Origin of the sequence: Sphingopyxis sp. A083 (genome assembly GCF_001468495.1) — a bacterium.
In the GTDB taxonomy this organism is placed as follows: domain Bacteria; phylum Pseudomonadota; class Alphaproteobacteria; order Sphingomonadales; family Sphingomonadaceae; genus Sphingopyxis; species Sphingopyxis terrae.
This window is the reverse complement of the sequence record NZ_LNSK01000004.1, coordinates 58,560-76,177: the sequence shown is the minus strand read 5'-3', so window position 1 is coordinate 76,177 and position 17,618 is coordinate 58,560. Positions and strand designations below refer to the sequence as shown.

Here is a 17,618-nt window from a genome sequence, read left to right as displayed (position 1 = left end):
GTTATTGTCCTTTCGTCGCGGCGCTCTTGTCGGCGCTCTTCCCCGCGGGCGCCCCCACCCGCTGCGGACTGGTCGCGGGCACGGGCTTGATCGCCGATCCCTGCTTCAGATTGCCGACCCCCTGCGTGATGACCCGGTCGCCCGGCTTCAGTCCGCCGGTGACGACCCAGTTCGCGCCGACCGTGCGGTCCGCCTCGACCTTGCGCCGTTCGGCCTTGTTGTCCTTGCCGACCAGATAGACGAAGGCCGATCCGTCGAAATCGCGCTGCACCGCGGCCTGCGGCACCAGCATCGCCGCGGGGTTCACCGCCTGGTCGAACAGCGCGGTCACGAACATGCCCGGCATCAGCAGGCCCGAAGGGTTGGGGAAGCGCGCGCGCAGCGTCACCGTTCCCGTCGCTTCGTTCACCGTCACTTCGGAAAACTGGACGGTGCCGGGCAAGCCGTAATCGCTGCCGTCCTCCAGCTTCAGCCGGACGCTCGTGCTGCCTGCGGTCACGCCGCCGCTGGCGAGCGACTGGCGCAGGCGCGTCATGTCGGCCGCCGATTGCTGGATGTCGACATACATGGGATCGGTGCGCTGGATCACCGCGAGCGGCGTTGCCTGGCTGGCGCTGACCAGCGCGCCGGGAGTGACGAGCGAGCGGCCGATATGGCCGCCGATCGGCGCGGTGATCGTCGAATAGCGCAGGTTGATCCGCGCGGTTTCCAGCGATGCGGCGCTTTGCGCGACCGCGGCGCGCGCGACGCGCGCCTGCGCCAGTGCGTCGGTGTAATCCTGTTCGGCCACCGCCTGCATCTTGGCGAGCGGTTCGAAGCGCTTTGCTTTTTCTTCCGCCGCCTGCGCACTCGCGCGGGCGCTCGCCAGATTGGCCGCCGCCTGATCGACCGCCGCCTTGTAAAGGCTCGCGTCGATCTGGAACAGCGGCTGGCCGGCGCGCACCGTGCCGCCCTCGGTAAACAGGCGCTGGCGGACGATGCCGTTCACCTGCGGCCGGACTTCGCTCGTTTCGAAGGCGACGGTGCGGCCGCCGAGCGCGGTGGTGATCGGTACAGCCTCCTCGCGCACCACGACAAAGCCGACCTGCGCGGCACGGTTGCCGCCCTTGTCGTCCTTGCCCGAACAGGCGCCCAGCGAAAGCGTCATCGCGCACAGCGCTCCGGCAAGGAGCAGCGGCTTCTTGTGCAGCATAGTCTGTTGTCTCGTGTCGAAACCGCCGGGGGAGGCGGGGGGAAGGGCGCCTATTCAACCTATTGCGCCGCACCATGCAAGCCCCATGGCGGCTTTGCGACAAATTACGACAATTTTCCCGGCGCGGGGACGAACAGCGTGCGTGCGGCCTGCACTTCGGCGTCGAGCCAGTCGATGAAGGCGCGGATCCGCGGCTGCGGTGCGATGTCGCGGTGCAGCGCCAGCCAGAAGGCGCGCGCGATCGTCTGGTCGCCGCGGACGCGGACGAGCACGGGGTCGCCCGCGGCAAGGAAGCAGGGCAGGACGCCGACCCCGGCGCCGCCCGCGATCATCCGCCGCTGCGCGAGGATCGAAGAGGATCGGATGCCGGCGCGCAGCCCCGGTTCGATCTCGCCCAGATAGTCGAGTTCGGGGGCGTAGAGGATGTCGGGGACATAGCCGACGACGGGAATACCGGTACGCGACAGCGGCGCCGCTTCGACCGCCCGATGCCAGTCGCGGCGGTCGGCGGGGGCGTAGAGGCCGAGGCTATAGTCCGCGAGCTTGCGCGTGATCAGCGGACCCTTGCGGGGCCGCGCGAGCAGCACTGCCATATCGGCCTCGCGGCGCGAGGGGTTGAGGAAACCCGACGAAGCGACAAGGTCGATCTCGAGCTCGGGGTGCGCCGCGACGAAGGCGGCGAGGCGCGGCGCGATGAAGCTGCCCCCAAAACCTTCGGAGACGCTGATCCGCAATTGTCCCGACAGCGCCGCGCCGCCCTCGCCTGCCGAGTGGATGCGCGCGGCCGCTGCCGCCATCGCTTCGGCGTGCGGAACGAGCGCCCGGCCGGCCGCGGTCAGAACAAAACCCGTCGGCGCACGTTCGAACAGTGTCTGCTGCAAGGCGCTTTCCAATGCGCTGATGCGGCGGCTGACCGTCGTGGCGTCGACGTGGAGCGCCTGGCCGGCCCGCGCCAGCGTGCCATGACGCGCGACCATCAGGAAATATTGCAGGCTGTCCCAGTCCATATGCTGCAAATATGCAGGATAAAGCTGCAAGTCTATCCCTTGCAATCGCGCCGGTTTTGGTTTGTGGCTGCGACACGTCAGAAACGGGAGACTCGACCCTCATGCGACAGATCGATCATCACATCGTCGGCGGTGCCGGCGGCAATGCGGGACGGCTCGGCGACGTGCTCGATCCGAACAATGGCGGCGTTCAGGCGCAGGTGGCGCTTGGCGACAAGGCGCTTCTCGATCGCGCGGTCGCGGCGGCCAAGGCGGCGCAGCCGGCCTGGGCCGCGGTGAACCCCCAGCGCCGCGCGCGGGTGATGTTCGAATATAAGCGGCTGGTCGAGGCCAATATGGACGAGCTTGCCCAGATGCTCTCGGCCGAACATGGCAAGGTGATCGCCGATGCCAAGGGCGACATCCAGCGCGGGCTGGAGGTCGTCGAATTCTGTTGCGGCATCCCGCACGTGCTGAAGGGCGAATATACGCAGGGCGCCGGCCCCGGCATCGACGTCTATTCGATGCGCCAGCCGCTCGGCATCGGCGTCGGCATCACGCCGTTCAACTTTCCCGCGATGATCCCGCTGTGGATGGGCGCGGTCGCCACCGCGGTCGGCAACGCCTTCATCCTGAAGCCCAGCGAACGCGACCCGTCGGTTCCCGTCCGCCTGGCCGAACTGTTCCTCGAAGCCGGGATGCCCGAGGGCATTTTCCAGGTCGTCCACGGTGACAAGGAAATGGTCGACGCGATCCTCGATCATCCCGACATCGCCGCGGTCAGCTTCGTCGGCTCGTCGGACATCGCCCATTATGTCTATGAACGCGGCGTGCGCGCGGGCAAGCGGGTGCAGGCGATGGGCGGCGCGAAGAATCACGGTATCGTCATGCCCGACGCCGATCTCGACCAGGTGGTGAGCGACCTGACCGGCGCCGCCTTCGGCTCGGCGGGCGAACGCTGCATGGCGCTGCCCGTGGTCGTCCCGGTGGGCGAGGATACGGCGCAGCGGCTGCGCGACAAGCTGGTCCCCGCGATCGAGGCGCTGCGCGTCGGCGTATCGACCGATCCCGATGCGCATTACGGCCCCGTGGTGACGCAGGCGCACAAGGAAAAGGTCGAAGGCTGGATCGCGAAATGCGCCGAAGAGGGCGCCGAGCTGGTCGTCGACGGGCGCGGCTTCAGCCTGCAGGGGCATGAAAAGGGTTTCTTCGTCGGCCCGACGCTGTTCGACCATGTCACCCCCGAGATGGAAAGCTACAAGGAAGAAATCTTCGGCCCGGTGCTGCAGATCGTCCGCGCGCCCGATTTCGAAACCGCGCTAGAACTGCCGTCGAAGCATCAGTATGGCAACGGCGTCGCCATCTTCACGCGCAACGGCCACGCCGCGCGCGAATTTGCCGCGCGCGTCAATGTCGGCATGGTCGGCATCAACGTGCCGATTCCGGTGCCCGTCGCCTATCACACCTTCGGCGGCTGGAAGCGCTCGGCGTTCGGCGATACCAACCAGCACGGCATGGAGGGGGTCAAATTCTGGACCAAGGTCAAGACCGTGACCGCGCGCTGGCCCGATGGGTCGCCTGACGGCGGCAACGCCTTCGTCATCCCGACCATGGGCTGACGGCGCGCGGGCGATGAAACCGGTCCCCGTCATCGGGCATTTCCTGTGGGGGCGCCGGCCGGTCGCTGGCGCCGTGCAGGAGATCGAATGATGACGCGCTGGCTGTTTTCCGCTCCCTTGTTGCTGCTTGCCGGGTGCAGCGGCGGCAGCGATGACACTGATAACAACGCGCCCACCGCCGAGGAACGGGGGGCCGATACGCCGGCCGGGCCTTCGCAAAGCGCGCCCGCCCAGCCGGCGCCCGCCCCGGGCGGCGCCAGCGATGCCGACCTCACCTATGTTGCCGATCCGTCGGTGGCCCCGCCCAAGGCACCCGAAGCGGGAGTCGGTATCGGCGGGCAGGCGATTCCGGTTGCCATCCGCGGTCGCTGGGCGCTGAAGGCGGAGGATTGCGGCGCGCGTCCCGGCACCGACCTGACCGCGCTGGTGATCGACGCAAAGACGCTGCGCTTCTTCGAATCTGCGGGCGATCTGGCGCGGGTTCGCGATCGCGACGCGAACCGCATCGTCGCCGATTATAAATTCAGCGGCGAGGGACAGCAGTGGGACCGGCTGATGCTGCTCGGCCTCGCCGACGGTGGCAAGACGCTCGTCCGCCGCGATTATGGCGATGGTGCCGCGCCCGACGCGATGCGCTATACCCGCTGTGCCTGACTTGCGAAGAAAGGGAGATATATGATGGACATCCGTTTTCTGACCCTCGCTGCCGTCCTGCCGCTCGCCGCCTGCGCCGGCACCGGGGACGGTTCTCCCTCCGATGCCGGGCCGCCGCCGCCGGCCGCGATGACGTGCAGCGCCGATGCGGCGCAAAGCTATGTCGGCCAGACCGCGAGCCCCGATCTGGGCGGCGCCATCCTGAAAGCGACCGGCGCGCGCACGCTGCGCTGGGGGCCGCCGCGCAGCGCGATGACGATGGATTATCGGCAAGACCGGGTGAACGTCATGTACGACGACGCCTACAAGATCACGCAGGTTACGTGTGGCTGACGGCTGGCGGCGCAATCACGGCTCGGCGTCGCCCTTTGAGCCCGTGTACGGTTACAGCCGCGCGGTCCGGGTCGGCAATCGCATCGACGTTGCCGGCTGCGCGCCGATCGAGCCCGACGGTTCGTCGACCGTTGGCGACGCCGGAGTGCAAGCGGCGCGCTGCCTGACGATCATCGGCGAAGCGCTCGAAGCCCTGGGCGGCAGCTTCGCCGACGTTGTGCGCACCCGCATGTATATCACCGACGCCGCCGATGCCGATCGCGTCGGACAGGCGCATGGCGCCATATTCGGCGCGATCCGCCCCGCCGCGACGATGCTCGTCATTCCGGCGCTGATCCGCCCCGAATGGAAAGTCGAAATCGAGGCCGAGGCGATCCTCTCAGAATCGTCATGCTGACGAAGGTCAGCATCCATTCGGCGCTTCGTCGGGAGGTGCAAAATGCGAGAGCGGCATCCCTGCGTATATATCATGGCGAGTGGTCGTCACGGCACGATCTACATCGGCGTGACGTCCGATCTGATGGCGCGTGTCCATCAGCATCGCGAAGGTCTCACGGGCGGTTTCACCAGACGCTATGGCGTGAAGCGGCTCGTTTTCCACGAAACGCACGCGAGCATGGATGCGGCCATCACGCGCGAAAAGCAACTCAAGGCGTGGAAGCGTGAATGGAAGATTGCCTTGATCGAAAAGGAAAACCCCTTTTGGGAGGATTGGGCCGTGAGGCTCGGCTTCCGACCTTTACCATAGTTCGGAATGGATGCTGACTTTCGTCAGCATGACGACAGAGAAGAGATATGACCGACCAGTTCCAGCTTACCGACGACCAGCGCGCGATCCAGGACATGGCGCGCAAGTTCACCGCCGACGCCATCACGCCCTTTGCGGCCGAATGGGACGAAAAGGCGCATTTCCCGCGTGACGTGATCAAGCAGGCGGCCGAACTCGGCTTTGCGGCGATCTATGTCAGCGAGGAATCGGGCGGTATCGGCCTCGGCCGGCTCGAGGCGGCATTGATTATGGAAGCGATGTCCTACGGCTGCCCTGCGACGAGCGCCTTCATCTCGATCCACAATATGGCGAGCTGGATGATCGACAGCTTCGGCGGCGCTGCGGTGAAGGCGAAATTTCTTCCCGATCTCGTCACGATGGACCGCATGGCCAGCTATTGCCTCACCGAACCTGGTTCGGGGTCCGACGCCGCGGCGCTCAAGACCACCGCGACGCTCGACGGCGACCATTATGTCGTCAACGGCACCAAGCAGTTCATTTCGGGCGCCGGCGTCAACGACCTTTATGTGACGATGGTGCGCACCGGCCAGCCGGGACCGAAGGGCATCAGCTGCCTCGTCATCGAAAAGGACATGCCCGGGGTCAGCTTCGGCGCGAAGGAACGCAAGCTCGGCTGGAACGCCTCGCCGACTGCACAGGTGATCTTCGACAATGTGAAGGTGCCGGTCGAAAACCGCGTCGGCGCCGAGGGCGACGGCTTCCGTTTTGCGATGGCGGGGCTCGACGGCGGCCGCCTCAACATCGGCGCCTGCTCGCTGGGCGGCGCGCAGCGCTGCCTCGACGAGGCGATCGCCTATACCAAGGATCGCCAGCAGTTCGGACAGCCGATATCGGATTTCCAGAACACCCAGTTCATGCTCGCCGACATGGCGACCGACCTCGAAGCCGCGCGCGCGCTGCTTTACATGGCCGCCGCGAAAGTCACCGCCAACGCCCCCGACAAGTCGCGCTTCTCGGCGATGGCGAAGCGGCTCGCGACCGATAACGGCAGCAAGATCGTCAACGACGCGCTGCAATTGTTCGGCGGTTACGGCTATCTGAAGGATTATCCGATCGAGCGTTTCTGGCGCGACCTGCGCGTCCATTCGATCCTCGAAGGGACGAACCAGGTCATGCGAATGATCGTGGGAAGGGATTTGCTACGCCAATGATGAAGACGATGCTTCGAGACGCCGCTTCGACAGGCTCAGCGGCTCTTCAGCACAAACGGGTTTCCTTTGCCGCCGTTCGTCCTGAGGAGGGACTGAGCCTGGCGAAGGCCCGTCTCGAAGGACCTCTTGTATGACCGACGACATCCTCATCTCGATCGACGGCCGCGCCGGCCGCCTGTCGCTCAATCGTCCGAAGGCGATCCACGCGCTCAACCTGCCGATGTGCCGGGCGATGATCGACGCGCTGCTCGAATGGCGCGATGACGATGCCGTCGAGGCAGTGATCATCGACCATAGCGAAGGCCGCGGCTTTTGCGCCGGCGGCGACATTCGCATGCTCGCGGAAAGCGGCGCGAAGGACGGGGCGGAGGCGCGGCAGTTCTTCCACACCGAATATCGCCTCAACCATCTGCTCTTCGCCTATGCGAAGCCCGTCGTCGCCTTCATGGACGGCATCACCATGGGCGGCGGCGTCGGCATTTCGCAGCCGGCGAAATATCGCGTCGCGACCGAACATACGCGCTTCGCGATGCCCGAAACCGGGATCGGCCTGTTCCCCGACGTCGGCGGCGGCTGGTATCTGCCGCGGCTGGAAGGGCGCGTCGGCGCGTATCTCGCGCTCACCGGCGCGCGGCTCGACGGGGCCGAATGCCTCGCACTGGGCCTCGCCACCCACTATCTGCCCTCCGAAAAACTCGCCGAGGCGAAGGCGCGCATCGCGCAGCACCCCGATCGCATCGGCGGCATATTGGGCGAGCTGTCGGTCACCGCGCCGCCCGCCGCGATCATGCAGCATATCGACCGGATCAACCGCCTGTTCGCCAGCGACAGCTATGAAGAGATTCTTGCTGCGCTCGAAGCCGATGGCGGCGAATGGGCCGAAAAGGAACTGGCGACGCTCCACGGCAAATCGCCGCAAACCTGCAAGGTCGCGCTCCGCCAGCTCAAGGAAGGCGGTGAGATGCACGACTTCGCCGCGCAGATGACGCAGGAATATGCGATCGGCAGCCGGGTGGTGCAGATGCACGATTTCATCGAGGGCGTCCGCGCGCTGATTATCGACAAGGACAACAGCCCGAAATGGGACCCGCCGACCCCCGAAGCGGTCACCGACGACTGGATCGACGCGATCTTCGCGCCGCTGCCCGAGAATGAGACATGGACCCCGCTACCATAAACTCGTCACCCCGGACTTGATCCGGGGTCCATTCTGCCTTGGTGGGAGGAATGGATGCCGGATCAAGTCCGGCATGACGAAAATCCGGAGATACCGAATGACCTACGAAACCCTCCTCGTCGAACAGCGCGGCGCCGTCACGCTGGTGACGCTCAACCGCCCGCAGGCGCTGAATGCGCTGAACTCGGGTGTCCTCGACGATCTGATCGCGGCCTTTGCCGCGTTCGAGGCCGATGACAGCCAGCGCTGCGCCGTCCTCACCGGATCGGGCGACAAGGCGTTTGCCGCGGGTGCCGACATCAAGGAGATGGCCGACAAGCCCGCCGCCGATTTCTATCTCGAGGATTTCTTCTCGAAATGGACGAGCGACTTCGTGAAGAAGGTCAGGAAGCCCTGGATCGCCGCGGTCAACGGCTTTGCCTTGGGCGGTGGCTGCGAACTGGCGATGATGGCCGACTTCATCATCGCCAGCGAAAAGGCGAAATTCGGCCAGCCCGAAATCAAGCTCGGCGTCGCGCCCGGCATGGGCGGGTCGCAGCGTCTGACCCGCGCGGTCGGCAAGGCGAAGGCGATGGAAATGTGCCTGACCGGCCGGATGATGGACGCCGCCGAAGCCGAGCGTTCGGGCCTCGTCGCGCGGGTAGTCGCGCATGAAACGCTGGTCGACGAAGCGGTGAAGACCGCGACCACGATCGCAGGCATGCCGCCGATGGCCGCGATGGTGAACAAGGATATGGTCAATGCCGCGTTCGAAACGACGCTCGACCAGGGCCTTCTCTACGAACGCCGCCTGTTCCAGATCCTCGCCGCGACCGAGGACAAGGCCGAAGGCATGGCCGCCTTCATCGAAAAGCGCGAAGGCGTGTGGAAGGGGCGGTGATCGTCTCGAATGTAGTCCATTTTTTGAGTGAGAAGCTGTGTGCCCCCGCGAAGGCGGGGGCCCATCATCGGACGGCGCAATTTCAAACTGCCGGATGATGGATCCCCGCCTTCGCGGGGACACACAAGCCTTTGAGGTTTGTGGAGAGAGTTATGAAAATCGCCTTTATCGGACTCGGCAACATGGGCTGCGGGATGGCCGCGAACCTTGCGAAGGCGGGCCACGACGTCCGCGCCTTCGACCTCAGCGAAGAGGCGCTGACGCGGGCGGTGGAAGCCGGCTGCACCCGCGCCACATCGGCGGCCGACGCCGTAACCGGCGCCGAAGCGGTGGTGACGATGCTCCCCGCGGGCAAGCATGTAGCCTCGGTCTATGAAGCCGACGTCTTCCCGAACGCCGCACCGGGCACCTTGCTCATCGACTGCTCGACGATCGACGTCGCGACCGCGCGGGCGAATATCGAGGCCGCGACGGCGAAGGGCCTCGTCGCGGTCGATGCACCCGTTTCGGGCGGTATCGCCGCCGCCAACGCGGGCACGCTGACCTTCATGGTCGGCGGCACCGACGAAGGCTTCGCGCGCGCCGAACCGATCCTCGCGAAAATGGGCAAGGCGGTGATCCACGCCGGCGACGCGGGCGCGGGGCAGGGCGCGAAGATCTGCAACAATATGCTGCTCGGCGCCTCGATGATCGCGACCTGCGAAACGCTTGCGCTCGCGCAGAAGCTCGGGCTCGATCCGCAGAAATTCTTCGACATCGCCAGCGTGTCGTCGGGGCAATGCTGGTCGCTCACCAGCTATGCGCCGCTCCCGGGCGTCGGGCCGACGACGCCCGCCGACAATGATTACAAGGGCGGGTTCGCCGCAGCCCTGATGCTCAAGGACCTCCGCCTCGCGATGGAAGCGGCGGCGAGCGTCGAGGCTGAGGTCCCGATGGGATCGAAGGCTCGAGAACTCTATGAAGCGTTCGTCGCCGCCGACGACGGCGGACATGATTTTTCCGCGATCATCAAGACATTGCAGGATTGAGCGGCAACGCCGCCCGTGACGGTTTTGGGGTCGATTCCGGTCATACGACCCAGATCGACGGCGAACGACGACTTTGGGGAGGGGAGCGGACGTTGTCTAATCACTCTCGTCATCCCGGCGAAGGCCGGGATCTCGCCGGTGCGTTACCACGATAGGATGAGATCCCGGCCTTTGCCGGGATGACGATGGAAGAAAGGTCGCCCGACGACCGCTACCGGTCGTAACCGGACCCACCGCGGCCCGGCACCATTTCAATAAAAATCCGCCGTCTCGCCGCCATCGAGCCTTTTGGTGCGATGCACCTGCGTGGGCGCTTTGCTGTCTCCGGCGCGCAATTCCAGCCGGCCGTTTACCCGCCGCACCTCGGCCGGAGCCAATATGCGCGCGCGGGCGATGCCCACGGCGCTTGCCTGCGGCGGCGGGGCTTGCGCCGCCGTCGGTGCGCCCGCGGCGACGAGCAGGGCGAGGGCGAAGGACATGGCGTTCATGCTCTGCCCTAACGGCCGATGCCGCCATGATCTTAACCCCGAATCGCTGCTGTTTTTGCGACCGGTCGCCGGGATTTTGACAAAAGAAGGGCCGCCTGACCCAAGCGGGGACAGGCGGCCCTTTCTTCGTTTCGTGCTGGCTTAGAAGCCCGCTTTCGCCGCAGCCTTCTCGGCGAGCAGCGGCGCGACGGTGAAGCCGTGCTTTTCCAGCGCCGCGGCGATCTTGTCGGTGCCTTCAAGGCCCGCCCAGAACATCGGACCGCCGCGATAGACCGGCCAGCCATAGCCATAGATCCACACCACATCGATGTCGCTCGCGCGCTGCGCCTTGCCTTCGGCGAGGATCAGGGCGCCTTCGTTGACCATCGGATAGAGCGTGCGTTCGACGATTTCCTGATCGCTGATCTCGCGCTTCTGGATGCCCGCCTTTTGGCGGAACTCCTCGATGATCTCGGCAACGCGCGGGCTTTCCGATGGATTGCGCTTGTCGTCATAGTCATAGAAGCCCGCCTGCTTCTTCTGGCCCCAGCGGCCTTCGGCGCACAGCGCGTCGCGGATGCTTTCGATGCGGTTCGGGTCGCGGTGCCAGCCGATGTCGACGCCGGCAAGATCGCTCATCTGGAACGGTCCCATCGGCATGCCGAAATCGACATGCACCTTGTCGACCTGCGCCGGGGTCGCGCCTTCGAGCAACAGCTTCTGTGCCTCGATCTGGCGCGGTGCGAGCATGCGGTTGCCGATGAAGCCGTGGCAGACGCCGGCGACGACGGCGACCTTGCCGATCTTCTTGCCGATCGCCATCGCGGTCGCCAGCACGTCGGGCGCGGTCTTGTCGCCGCGCACCACTTCGAGCAGCTTCATCACATTGGCGGGCGAGAAGAAGTGCATGCCGAGCACGTCGCCGGGGCGGCTCGTCGACGCTGCAATCTCGTTGACGTCGAGGTAGCTGGTGTTCGACGCCAGAATGGCGCCGGGCTTTGCGATCTTGTCGAGCTTGCCGAAGATGTCCTTCTTGACGTCCATATTCTCGTAGACCGCCTCGATGATGAGATCGCAGTCGGCGAGCGCGTCGAGTTCGAGAGCGGGGGTGATGAGCCCCATCATCTGATCGACCTGTTCGGGCTTGAAGCGGCCCTTCGCGGCGCTGGCGTCATAATTCTTGCGCACCACGCCCAGACCGCGGTCGAGCGCTTCCTGCTGCATCTCGACGATGGTGCAGGGAAAGCCCTTTTGCAGGAAATTCATCATGATGCCGCCGCCCATCGTGCCGGCGCCGATGATACCGACCTTCTTGATGTCGCGCAGCTGCGTGTCCTTGGGCAGGCCGTCGATCTTCGCCGCCTGGCGTTCGGCGAAAAAGATGTGGCGCTGCGCCGCCGACTGGCTGCCCATCATCAGCTTCATGAATTCCTGGCGTTCGAAGGCGAGCCCTTCGTCGAAGGGCAGGCGCGTCGCCGCCTCGACGCAGGCGAGGTTCGCATAAGGCGCCTCGAACCCGCGCCAGCGCTTCGCGTTCGCGGTCTTCAGCTTTTCGATGACGCCGGCGTCGCCGAACACGGCGCGCTCGCGCGTCGGGCGCGGGCCGTCGGCGATCTTGGCGCGGGCAAAGGCGATCGCGTCGGCGGCAAGGCTGTCCTCACCCGCCAGTTCGTCGACAAGGCCCATCTCCTTCGCGCGTGGCGCGGGGACGGGGTCGCCGAGCGAGGTCATCGTCGCGGCGGCTTCGACCCCGACGACGCGCGGCAGGCGCTGCGTGCCGCCCGCGCCGGGCAGCAGGCCCAGTTTCACCTCGGGCACGCCGAGTTTCGCCGACGGGACCGCGACGCGATAATGACAGACGAGCGCGGTTTCGAGGCCGCCGCCGAGCGCCGTGCCGTGGATGGCAGCGACGACCGGCTTGGTCGCGGCTTCGATCATGTTGAGCACGGCGTTGAAATCGGGACCGCGCGGCGGCTTGCCGAATTCGCTGATGTCGGCGCCGGCGATGAAGGTTGCGCCATCGCAGCGCAGCACGATTGCCTTGACGCTGTCATCGGCGAGCGCGGCTTCGAAATTATCCTTCAGCCCCTGACGGACATGCCACGACAGGGCGTTGACCGGGGGGTTGTTGACGATGACGACGGCGATCTCGCCATCCTTCTGCATCGTGACGGAAACGGGGGTTTCATCGGACATGGGAAAGCTCCTCTCAATCTAAAGCCTGTCAGAAAAGCCTTGTGCCCCTGCGAAGGCAGGGGTCCATCACCGGACGGCACGATTTGGCACCGGCAGGAGATGGGTCCCCGCCTACGCGGGGACACAGGCTTTTTTATTCGAACATATACATCATTTCAGTCGTCGATCGCGGCGTGGACGAGCGTCTTGACCTCGCGGCGCACGGGATAGGTGGACGAGGGCATGAGCTGGGTCATGAACACCATGCAGATTTCTTCGACCGGATCGACGAAGAAGCCGGTCGAAAACATGCCGCCCCAATAAAAATCGCCCACCGAGCCGGGGATGCCCGCCGCCGCCGGGTCGAGCGTGACCGCGAAGCCGAGCCCGAAGCCGACCCCGGCATTTTCGTCCTCGGAAAAGATGCCGACGCTATGCTGCGTCAGGTCGCCGCCGCCGACGAGGTGGTTCGCGGTCATCAGGGCGAGCGTCTTGCGGCTGATGATCCGCGTGCCCTCCAACTTGCCGCCGCCGAGCAGCATCAGACAGAAACGGTGATAGTCGGCCAGCGTCGAGACGAGTCCGCCGCCGCCCGAATGAAAGCTGCGGTCCTTTGCCCAGCGGCTGCGGTCGCCGCTGTCGAAGCCCTTCATCTTGTCCTTCGGGTCGAAGGCGTAGCAGTCGGTCAGCCGATGCTGTTTGTCCGCAGGCACCTTGAACCCGGTATCGACCATGCCGAGGGGGCCGAAGATGCGTTCTTGCAGCACCTGGGCAAAGGGCTTGCCCTCGATTCGCTCGATCACCGCGCCGAGGACGTCGGTCGCCATCGAATAATTCCAGTGCGCGCCGGGATCGAACTGCAGCGGGATTTTCGCGAGCCCCGCGATGAAGCTGTCCATCGTATAATCGGCGTCGAAATCGTCGATCTTGGTCTTGCGATAGGCGGCGTCGACCGGCGTGCGCTCCTGAAAGCTGTAGGTTAGGCCGGCGGTATGGCGCAGCAGATCGACCATCAGGATCGGGCGCACCGGCGGCCGGGTCAGGAAGGGCACATTGCCGCCGCCCGCGACGAAGACGCCGGTGTCCTTGAACTCGGGGCAGAACTTTACCAGCGGATCGGACAGCGCGACCTTGCCCTCCTCGACCAGCATCATGAAGGCGGTGCTGGTGATCGGCTTGGTCATGCTGGCGATGCGGAAGATCGCATCCTCTTTCAGCGCCTCGCCCGGACGCGCTTCGCCGATGCACGACAGATGCGCGATCTCGCCGCGCCGGGACACCAGCGTCGCCGCATGCGGCAGGCGGCCGGCGCCGACATATTTGGCGTCGAGAAAGGCGGGAATGCGGTCCAGCCGCGCGGTATCGAATCCGTGACCCATGGGGCGTCGTCCTTAGTGCGATGTCTGGCCGAGAAGCTGGCGCGTCACCGGGTGCGAGCTGGTGAGGCCCCCGTCAACCGCAATCGCCTGTCCGTTGACGTAGCTTGCCTGGTCGCTGAGCAGGAAGAGCGCGACATTGGCGAGCTCCTCGGGCTGGCCGGCGCGCTTCAGCGGGTTGAGCTGGCCAATCTTGTGGGTGACGCCCTTCTCCTTTGCATAGTCGAAGGTCGGTTTGGTCATCCCGGTTTCGGTGAGGCCGGGGCAGATCGCGTTGACGCGCACATTGGCCGAAGTCATCTGCTGCGCTGCCGTCTTGGCGAGGTTGATGACCCCCGCCTTCGACGCCGAATAGGCGGCCGGGCCGGCGCCCGAATTGATCCCCGCGACGCTCGCGGTCAGCAGGATCGCGCCGCCGCGGCCCTGATCGACCATCGCCTTGCCCGCATGTTTCACCATCAGCGCCGGGCCGATCAGGTTGACGCGCAGCGTTTCGGCCCAGGCATCGGGCGAGATGTCGAAGATGCCGCCCATGTCGCCGATGATCCCGGCGTTGGCGAAGGCGATGTCGATCCCGCCGTAATTTTCCTGTGCGGTCGCGACCAGCCGTGCAACATCAGCCTCGACCCCGGCATCGATTTCCAGCGCGACGACAGTGCCGCCCGCGTCCTTTACCGCCTGCGCCGTGTCATGCACCGCCGCGCTCTTGTCGCCGATGACGAGTTTCGCGCCTTCGGCGGCGAAGCGCAGCGCGCTTGCCCGGCCGATGCCGCTGCCTGCGCCGGTAATGATCGCGATCTTGCCGTCCAATGCGCCCATCATGCGCCTCCCGATATCGTGGCTCCGCCATCGCAGACGATGGTCTGGCCGGTTGTGAATGCCCCCGCCTTGCTGGCAAGAAAGACCGCCGCGCCGGCGATCTCGTGCGGTTCGCCGATGCGCTTCAGCGTCGAAGCCGCGGTGGAACGCCGAAGATTCTCTTCATTTTCCCACAGCGCGCGCGCCATGTCGGTGCGGATCAGGCCGGGCGCGATGCAATTGACGCGGACACCCCTGGGGCCGAACTCGACCGAGAAATTGCGCGCCACCTGCATGTCCGCCGCCTTGGAAATCCCGTAGGCCCCGATGATCGGCGAGCCCTTGAGCCCGCCGATCGAACTGATGATCGTGATCGATCCTTCGCCGCGTTCCAGCATTTCGGGGGCGACCATCGAAATCAGCCAGTGGTTGGACAGGATATTATTGTCCATGATCTTGCGGAACTGGTCGTCGCTGATGCCGAGGCCGGGACCATAATAGGGGTTCGACGCCGCGTTGCAGATGAGCGCGGTGATCTTGCCGAAGGCGGCGCGCGTCGCGTCGACGAGATGCTGCAGATCCTCCTTCGACGAGATGTTCGCGGCAACCGAAATCGCGGTGCCGTCGCCATGTCTCGCGTTGATCTCGGCCGCCGCCGCGTCACAAGCATCCTGCTTGCGGCTCGAGATGACGACCTTGGCGCCCTGTTCGGCCATCGCTTCGGCGGTCGCCTTGCCGATGCCGCGCGACGATCCGGTGATCAGCGCGACCTGCCCGGTCATGTCGAACAGGCTCATGCGCCGGCCTGCTGCGCGAAGTGCCACGCCTTTTGCGCCAGCGGCAGGACGCGTTCGGACATCGCCTTGGCATGGGCGGACGATGCGGTGCCGTCGATGACGCGCTTCTTGATCCCCTGCATGATGCCGGCGAGGCGAAAGAAATTATAGGCGAAATACCAGTTCATGTCGGGAACGCTGTCGCGCCCGGTCGCGGCGCAATAGCGATCGACCACCTCGTCGAGTTCGGGAATGCCCAGCGCCGCGCGATCAAGGTCCATCACCCCCGAACGGCCGCCGTTTTCGGTCACCCAAGCCATTGCGACATAGGTGAAATCGGCGAGCGGATCGCCAAGCGTCGACAACTCCCAGTCGAGCACCGCCAGCACCTGGGGCCGGTCCTTGGCCCAGATCATATTGTCGATCCGATAGTCGCCGTGGACGACGCTGGTGCGCGTCTGTTCGGGCAAGGTCGCGGGCAGCCATTCGATCAGCCGCTCCATCTCGTCCATCGTCTCGGTCTCGGAGAGGCGATATTGCTTGGTCCAGCGATCGACCTGGCGGCCGAAATAATTGCCCGGCTTGCCGAAGTCCGAAAGCCCGGCGGCTTCGACATCGACGCTGTGCAGCGCCGCGAGCGCGTCGATCATCGCGAAATAGGTCGCGCGGCGGTTTTCGGGGGTCGACCCCGGCATCGATCCGTCCCAGATGGTGTGGCCGTCGACCATCCCCATCACATAGAACCAGCTGCCGACCACGCTGTCATCAGTACACAGCCCATATTGGCGCGCGACCGGATAGCCCATCTTATGGAGGCCAGCCTGCACCTTATATTCCCGGTCGACGGCGTGCGCCGACGGGAGCAGCGGGCCAAAGGGTTTGCGCCGCAGCACATAATTGCCCGACGGCGCCGAAATCTTGTAGGTCGGGTTCGACTGGCCGCCGGCAAATTTGCTCTGCGTCAGCGGGCCTTGGAACCCTTCGACATTGGCCTCCATCCAGGCGGTCAGCTTCGCTTCGTCGAGGACGTCGGCGCCCTCGGGCGCGACGGTGCCGCTGAACGCCTTTTGCGCGTCGATCGCGCCGCTCATTGGTCGAACACGATCACCGACCGCGCGGCATCGCCCTTTCGCATCTTGTCGAAGCCTTCGTTGACGCGGTCGAGCGGGATCGTCTCGGCAACGATGCTGTCGAGGTCGAGCAGGCCGCGCAGGTAGAAATCGACGAGCCGCGGAATGTCGACCGGGAAGCGGTTGCCGCCCATGATCGCGCCCTGCAGCTTCTTGCCCGAAAGCAGGTCCATTGCGCCCAGCCCGACCTTTTCGGACAGCGGCATCATGCCCAGGATCGTCGCGGTGCCGCCGCGGCGCAGCGACGCGACCGCGAGGCTGGCGGAGGCAGGACGCCCGACCGCTTCGACCGCATGGTCGACGCCGCCCTTGGTCATTTCGACGATCTGTTTGGCGGCATCGTCGGCGAGCGCGTCGACGACATCGGTCGCGCCCAGCTTCATCGCCAGTTCGCGCTTTTCGGGAACCGGGTCGGCGGCGATGATGCGTCCGGCGCCTGCGATCTTGGCGGCGTTGATCGTCGCGAGCCCGACGCCGCCGCAGCCGACGACCGCGACCGTTTCGCCCGGCGTCACCTTGCAGGCGTTGAAGATGGTGCCCGCGCCGGTCGTCACCGCGCAGCCGATCACCGCCGCGCGGTCGAGCGGCATTTCGGGATCGATCGCGACGCACGCATGTTCGTGGACCAGCATCACCTCCGAAAAGGCGCTGAGGTTGAGCATCTGGTTCACCGGCGATCCGTCGGGGCGTGTGATGCGCGGTGCCGATCCGGCCGGTCGGCGCGTCTCGCCGCCTAGGCACAGAGACATGCGACCGGTAACGCAATATTCGCAATGGCCGCAAAAGGCGCTGAGGCAGGTGACGACCGCGTCGCCCGGCTTCACCGTGCGGACTTCGCTGCCCACCGCCTCGACGATCCCGGCGGCTTCATGGCCGGGGATGGCGGGCAGGGGGTGCGGATAGGCGCCGTCGATGAAGTGCAGGTCCGAATGGCAAAGCCCGCAGGCGGCGGTGCGGATGCGCACCTCGTGCGGGCCGGGCTTGTCGACGACGACCTCCTCGATGACGAGGGGCTTGCCGGGTTCGATCAGGACGGCGGCTTTGGTCAATGTATCTTCTCCGTTCGGTTCGAGCGACGTCGAGAAC

The 17,618-nt window shown here is 65.6% G+C and carries 18 protein-coding genes; 9 read left to right on the top strand and 9 right to left on the bottom strand.

From position 1 onward, the window contains the following. Position 1 precedes the first annotated feature (1 nt). Entirely contained in the window at positions 2-1,192 is a 1,191-nt protein-coding gene (locus ATE59_RS09430) for an efflux RND transporter periplasmic adaptor subunit (protein WP_058812221.1), read from the bottom strand. Positions 1,193-1,296: 104 nt separating this feature from the next. After that, positions 1,297-2,199 carry a LysR family transcriptional regulator gene (locus ATE59_RS09425; RefSeq protein ID WP_058812374.1) on the bottom strand — a complete coding sequence of 301 codons (903 nt, stop codon included), beginning with the start codon at positions 2,197-2,199 and terminating at the stop codon, positions 1,297-1,299. A gap of 101 nt (positions 2,200-2,300) precedes the next feature. On the opposite strand from ATE59_RS09425, the gene ATE59_RS09420 reads away from it, so the two are divergent. From ATE59_RS09420 to mmsB, 9 genes are all read left to right on the top strand, one after another. Then, positions 2,301-3,797, top strand: a complete 1,497-nt coding sequence (locus tag ATE59_RS09420) for a CoA-acylating methylmalonate-semialdehyde dehydrogenase (protein ID WP_058812220.1) — start codon at positions 2,301-2,303, stop codon at positions 3,795-3,797. Positions 3,798-3,884: 87 nt separating this feature from the next. Beyond that, on the top strand, positions 3,885-4,451 hold the full coding sequence (locus tag ATE59_RS09415) for a hypothetical protein (protein ID WP_231737232.1): 567 nt from the start codon (positions 3,885-3,887) through the stop codon (positions 4,449-4,451). Positions 4,452-4,472: 21 nt separating this feature from the next. After that, positions 4,473-4,784: an I78 family peptidase inhibitor gene (locus ATE59_RS09410; RefSeq protein ID WP_082657374.1), complete on the top strand. Its 312-nt coding sequence runs from the start codon at positions 4,473-4,475 to the stop codon at positions 4,782-4,784. Beyond that, positions 4,777-5,181: a RidA family protein gene (locus tag ATE59_RS09405; RefSeq protein WP_003041387.1), complete on the top strand. Its 405-nt coding sequence runs from the start codon at positions 4,777-4,779 to the stop codon at positions 5,179-5,181. Before ATE59_RS09410 ends, ATE59_RS09405 begins: the two co-directional genes overlap by 8 nt. Positions 5,182-5,223: 42 nt before the next feature. Beyond that, positions 5,224-5,532 carry a GIY-YIG nuclease family protein gene (locus tag ATE59_RS09400; protein ID WP_058812219.1) on the top strand — a complete coding sequence of 103 codons (309 nt, stop codon included), beginning with the start codon at positions 5,224-5,226 and terminating at the stop codon, positions 5,530-5,532. Between the two features lie 47 nt (positions 5,533-5,579). Further along, the gene (locus tag ATE59_RS09395) at positions 5,580-6,725 is read left to right on the top strand and encodes an acyl-CoA dehydrogenase family protein (protein ID WP_058812218.1); all 1,146 of its coding nucleotides are present in this window, start codon (positions 5,580-5,582) and stop codon (positions 6,723-6,725) included. Positions 6,726-6,855: 130 nt separating this feature from the next. Continuing rightward, entirely contained in the window at positions 6,856-7,902 is a 1,047-nt protein-coding gene (locus ATE59_RS09390) for an enoyl-CoA hydratase/isomerase family protein (protein WP_058812217.1), read from the top strand. Positions 7,903-7,999: 97 nt separating this feature from the next. Beyond that, on the top strand, positions 8,000-8,782 hold the full coding sequence (locus tag ATE59_RS09385; protein ID WP_058812216.1) for an enoyl-CoA hydratase-related protein: 783 nt from the start codon (positions 8,000-8,002) through the stop codon (positions 8,780-8,782). Positions 8,783-8,934: 152 nt separating this feature from the next. Beyond that, positions 8,935-9,810 (top strand): 3-hydroxyisobutyrate dehydrogenase, encoded by an 876-nt coding sequence (mmsB, locus tag ATE59_RS09380; protein ID WP_058812215.1) that lies wholly within the window; start codon positions 8,935-8,937, stop codon positions 9,808-9,810. Between the two features lie 251 nt (positions 9,811-10,061). On the opposite strand, the gene ATE59_RS09375 is transcribed toward mmsB, so the two are convergent. The 7 genes from ATE59_RS09375 to ATE59_RS09345 form a co-directional block, all read right to left on the bottom strand. Beyond that, the gene (locus ATE59_RS09375) at positions 10,062-10,298 is read right to left on the bottom strand and encodes a hypothetical protein (RefSeq protein WP_058812214.1); all 237 of its coding nucleotides are present in this window, start codon (positions 10,296-10,298) and stop codon (positions 10,062-10,064) included. Between the two features lie 141 nt (positions 10,299-10,439). Continuing rightward, the gene (locus tag ATE59_RS09370; RefSeq protein ID WP_058812213.1) at positions 10,440-12,473 is read right to left on the bottom strand and encodes a 3-hydroxyacyl-CoA dehydrogenase NAD-binding domain-containing protein; all 2,034 of its coding nucleotides are present in this window, start codon (positions 12,471-12,473) and stop codon (positions 10,440-10,442) included. Positions 12,474-12,628: 155 nt separating this feature from the next. Further along, positions 12,629-13,831 carry a serine hydrolase domain-containing protein gene (locus tag ATE59_RS09365; RefSeq protein WP_058812212.1) on the bottom strand — a complete coding sequence of 401 codons (1,203 nt, stop codon included), beginning with the start codon at positions 13,829-13,831 and terminating at the stop codon, positions 12,629-12,631. A 12-nt stretch (positions 13,832-13,843) separates the two neighbouring features. Then, positions 13,844-14,647 carry an SDR family NAD(P)-dependent oxidoreductase gene (locus tag ATE59_RS09360; protein WP_058812211.1) on the bottom strand — a complete coding sequence of 268 codons (804 nt, stop codon included), beginning with the start codon at positions 14,645-14,647 and terminating at the stop codon, positions 13,844-13,846. After that, positions 14,647-15,423, bottom strand: a complete 777-nt coding sequence (locus ATE59_RS09355) for an SDR family NAD(P)-dependent oxidoreductase (RefSeq protein WP_058812210.1) — start codon at positions 15,421-15,423, stop codon at positions 14,647-14,649. Before ATE59_RS09355 ends, ATE59_RS09360 begins: the two co-directional genes overlap by 1 nt. Next, positions 15,420-16,493 (bottom strand): phosphotransferase family protein, encoded by a 1,074-nt coding sequence (locus ATE59_RS09350; RefSeq protein ID WP_058812209.1) that lies wholly within the window; start codon positions 16,491-16,493, stop codon positions 15,420-15,422. Before ATE59_RS09350 ends, ATE59_RS09355 begins: the two co-directional genes overlap by 4 nt. Next, on the bottom strand, positions 16,490-17,581 hold the full coding sequence (locus ATE59_RS09345) for a Zn-dependent alcohol dehydrogenase (RefSeq protein WP_058812208.1): 1,092 nt from the start codon (positions 17,579-17,581) through the stop codon (positions 16,490-16,492). Before ATE59_RS09345 ends, ATE59_RS09350 begins: the two co-directional genes overlap by 4 nt. Between the last annotated feature and the right edge of the window lie 37 nt (positions 17,582-17,618).

Bases quoted from the DNA above. Each gene is read 5' to 3' on its own strand.
- ATE59_RS09430 (WP_058812221.1), bottom strand. From the start codon at position 1,192: ATGCTGCACAAGAAGCCGCTGCTCCTTGCCGGAGCGCTGTGCGCGATG.
- ATE59_RS09425 (WP_058812374.1), bottom strand. From the start codon at position 2,199: ATGGACTGGGACAGCCTGCAATATTTCCTGATGGTCGCGCGTCATGGC.
- ATE59_RS09420 (WP_058812220.1), top strand. From the start codon at position 2,301: ATGCGACAGATCGATCATCACATCGTCGGCGGTGCCGGCGGCAATGCG.
- ATE59_RS09415 (WP_231737232.1), top strand. From the start codon at position 3,885: ATGATGACGCGCTGGCTGTTTTCCGCTCCCTTGTTGCTGCTTGCCGGG.
- ATE59_RS09410 (WP_082657374.1), top strand. From the start codon at position 4,473: ATGATGGACATCCGTTTTCTGACCCTCGCTGCCGTCCTGCCGCTCGCC.
- ATE59_RS09400 (WP_058812219.1), top strand. From the start codon at position 5,224: ATGCGAGAGCGGCATCCCTGCGTATATATCATGGCGAGTGGTCGTCAC.
- ATE59_RS09395 (WP_058812218.1), top strand. From the start codon at position 5,580: ATGACCGACCAGTTCCAGCTTACCGACGACCAGCGCGCGATCCAGGAC.
- ATE59_RS09390 (WP_058812217.1), top strand. From the start codon at position 6,856: ATGACCGACGACATCCTCATCTCGATCGACGGCCGCGCCGGCCGCCTG.
- ATE59_RS09385 (WP_058812216.1), top strand. From the start codon at position 8,000: ATGACCTACGAAACCCTCCTCGTCGAACAGCGCGGCGCCGTCACGCTG.
- mmsB (WP_058812215.1), top strand. From the start codon at position 8,935: ATGAAAATCGCCTTTATCGGACTCGGCAACATGGGCTGCGGGATGGCC.
- ATE59_RS09375 (WP_058812214.1), bottom strand. From the start codon at position 10,298: ATGAACGCCATGTCCTTCGCCCTCGCCCTGCTCGTCGCCGCGGGCGCA.
- ATE59_RS09370 (WP_058812213.1), bottom strand. From the start codon at position 12,473: ATGTCCGATGAAACCCCCGTTTCCGTCACGATGCAGAAGGATGGCGAG.
- ATE59_RS09365 (WP_058812212.1), bottom strand. From the start codon at position 13,831: ATGGGTCACGGATTCGATACCGCGCGGCTGGACCGCATTCCCGCCTTT.
- ATE59_RS09360 (WP_058812211.1), bottom strand. From the start codon at position 14,647: ATGGGCGCATTGGACGGCAAGATCGCGATCATTACCGGCGCAGGCAGC.
- ATE59_RS09355 (WP_058812210.1), bottom strand. From the start codon at position 15,423: ATGAGCCTGTTCGACATGACCGGGCAGGTCGCGCTGATCACCGGATCG.
- ATE59_RS09350 (WP_058812209.1), bottom strand. From the start codon at position 16,493: ATGAGCGGCGCGATCGACGCGCAAAAGGCGTTCAGCGGCACCGTCGCG.